The 2,942-nt window shown below is 72.2% G+C and carries 2 protein-coding genes; one reads left to right on the top strand and one right to left on the bottom strand.

The window, feature by feature from the left end; translation table 11 throughout:
- Window positions 1-14: 14 nt before the first annotated feature.
- Window positions 15-1,346, bottom strand: a complete 1,332-nt coding sequence (locus tag U9R90_RS35050; RefSeq protein ID WP_411061440.1) for a tetratricopeptide repeat protein — start codon at window positions 1,344-1,346, stop codon at window positions 15-17.
- Window positions 1,347-1,482: 136 nt separating this feature from the next.
- Here U9R90_RS35050 and U9R90_RS35045 point away from each other — a divergent pair, with 136 nt between their 5' ends.
- Window positions 1,483-2,889: a M64 family metallopeptidase gene (locus tag U9R90_RS35045; protein ID WP_411061439.1), complete on the top strand. Its 1,407-nt coding sequence runs from the start codon at window positions 1,483-1,485 to the stop codon at window positions 2,887-2,889.
- The last annotated feature ends 53 nt before the right edge of the window (window positions 2,890-2,942 follow it).

Below are 2,942 nucleotides of genomic sequence, written 5' to 3'. Positions count from 1 at the left end.
CGGGGCGGGGGAGACTAGATCGGGGGATGCCTCGGCGCCGGGCCCAGAGTCGTCGTGCCCGGTGCGGCGCGGTGACCGAGACCGGTGCGGTACGCGTCCATCGCCGCCTCGGTCCGCCCCGTACGGCGCAGCAGGTCGCCCCGCAGCCGGCACAGGTCGGCGAGGTCGCCCGCCGCGCCGCTGCGCTCCAGGAGCACCAGGGCGTTGTCGTAGTACCGTTCGGCGGCCGCCAGGTCACCGCGGTCCTCGGCGATCAGGCCCAGGAGGCGGTGCGCGCCCGCCGCGTGGACGGCGCCCCGCTCGCCCGAGAGGTCGAGCAGATGGGTGAGCAGGGCTTCCGCCTCCTCGTGGCGGCCGCGGCGGCGCAGGACGTCGGCCAGCTCGACCTCCACCTGGGCGGTGAACAGTGACGCGCGCTTGGCGGCCAGCGTGCGGTGGGCGATGCGCAGTTCACGCTCGGCGTCCTCCAGCGCGCCGTGCTGGGCGTGCACATAGCCGCGCATCCAGTGGCAGTGCGCGAGCTCGGTGCGCAGGTGCAGCTGCTGGTAGAGCTCCTGCGCCTTGGCGATCGAGGTGTCCGCCTCGGCGATCCGGCCCTCGGCGAGCAGCGTGCGGGCGACACTGCGGTGCATGCCCGCGACCAGGGCCGGGTCGGACACGTGCGGGGCCAACGCGAGGGCGATGTCAGCCGCGTGGGCGGCCCGTACGTGGGCGCCCATGTCCATGTACGGGCCGATGGTCGCGGCGTAGAGCAGGACCAGCGCGTCCGGGTCGTGCAGGCCGCTGGTGTTGAGCTCGTCGAGGGCGGTCTCCAGGACGTAGCAGGCGTAGCGGAGTTCACCGGCGAGCAGATGTGCCACGGCCCGGCCACGGATCGCGCGGGCCCGGCGGGGGAGCGGCTCGGCGGCCAGCAGCCGCTCCGCTGTCTCGAAGTGGGCGCGGGCGTCGGCCAGTTCACCGCTCTCCAGGGCGCACTCGCCGAGCCCGATACCGGCGGCCGCCTGCTCGGGCGCCAGGTCCAGTCGCTCCGCCTCGGCGAGCAGGTCCCGATAGCGGGCGGCGGCCTCGCTAGGCGTCCCCGTGGCGAGCAGCCGCTGGGCCTCGGCGAGGGCGAGACGCAGCTCGGTGGCGAGATGGGCGGGGCGGCCAGTGGCCAGTTCCTCGTAGGTGGTGCCGAGTTGCTCGGCGAAGAAGCGCAGGGCGGTCTCGGAGGGGCGGACCTTGCCGGACTCCAGCGTGGAGACATGCGCCGCGGTGTACTTGGGCTCCGCCAACTGCCGCTGGGTGAGCCCGCGTTCGGTGCGCCACCGCAGGACGCGGCGTCCTATCTCTGCGGGTTCGTCCATAGCGCGTCCTCCTTTGTGACTCCTGGTGGCCCTGGAGGCATTGTGCGGCACGGGTCGACCCCTCTAGGTTAATCGCTCAGTTAAGCAGGCTGATGCCTGAACTTAACCCCACTCACCTGTCCCTGGGGAGGAACTCTTGCGCGCATCCATCCGCAGATCCACAGCGGCGGCCGCGATGGCCGCCGCCGTCGCCTGTGCCCTCGCCGCCGCACCCACCGCCGCGTCCGCGGACCCGAACAGTGACGACCGGGTGAGAGACGACCGGGTGAGAGTGGAGATACCAGGCCCCGAGATACCCAGCCCCGAGCGCACCGAGCGCGGCCAGCAGCACGAGAACAACGGACACCCCGACGCCGGTTCCGGCTACGCCCGGGTCCCCGTACACGGCAAGAAGGCCGCGTCGCCGCGCGAGCTGTCCCCCGCCGAAGCCCGCACCGACGGCCGGGTCACCAAGGTCGTCGACAACGGCCCGAGCGGCGACCGGCTCGACGTCGTCTTCGTCGGCGACGGATACACCGCCGCCGAACTCGACCAGTTCCACACCGACGTCAAGGCGAAGTGGGACGAGGTCACCGCCGTAGAGCCGTACACCACCTACCAGGGCCTGTTCAACGTCTGGGCCGTGGACGCCGTGTCCAAGGAGTCCGGGGTCTCCGGCGACCCGGACCAGGACGTCGTCAAGGACACCGCGCTCGGGTCGTACTTCTGGTGCGGTGACTTCGAGCGGCTGCTCTGCGTCGACGAGCGCAAGGTCGACGCGTATGCCGCCAAGACCCCCGAAGTCGAGCTGGTGATGGTCCTCGCCAACAGCGAGAAGTACGGCGGTGCGGGCTACAACACCCCCAATCCGAGGCTCGGTTACGAGGGGATCGCCACCGCGTCCGCCGGGAACGAGCAGTCCGGCCAGGTCGCCATCCACGAGACCGGGCACTCCCTCGGCAAGCTCGCCGACGAGTACTTCTACCCGGACTACCCCGGCTACGAGGAGTACACAGGACCCGAGCCCGCCGACTCCAACATCTCCACGCTGACCGCCGACCAGCTGCGCGAGAGCCGGACCAAGTGGCACCGCTGGCTCGGCGAGACCTCCCCGGACGGCGGCACGGTAGGGGCGTACGAAGGCGGCGGCTACTACGTGACGGGTCTGAACCGGCCCACCGACGCCTCGCTGATGCGGGTACTCGGCAAGCCGTTCAACCTCCCCGGAACCGAGGCGATGATCGCCGGTTTCTACCGGCACGCCTCGGTCGCCACCGCCGTCACCCCGACCGACCGTCCGCTGCGGAGGGGCGACCGGGCACGCGCCAAGGTGCCGACGCTGTCCGGTGCCGCCCGGCTCGACGTCCAGTGGTACCTGGACGGCCGCAGGGTCGAGTCGCTGGCGGGCCGCACCTCGGTGCGCGTGTCGGACCTGCGCCTGCGGGCCCGCGACCGCGGGGCGCATGAGCTCACCCTCCGCGTCACCGACCCCACGGACGCCGTCCGCGACCCGGAGATCGCCGAGACCCTCCAGACCGACGTGACCTGGCGCGTACGGCGCTGAGCCTGTCTTTGAACCCCCGCCTGCGCCCCGACGCCCGGCACGCACCCTCGCCG

It is taken from the genome of Streptomyces sp. E11-3 (assembly GCF_046540415.1).
Classification (GTDB): domain Bacteria; phylum Actinomycetota; class Actinomycetes; order Streptomycetales; family Streptomycetaceae; genus Streptomyces.
The sequence above is the reverse complement of the archived record's forward strand: the minus strand, read 5'-3'. Positions and strand labels throughout refer to the sequence as shown.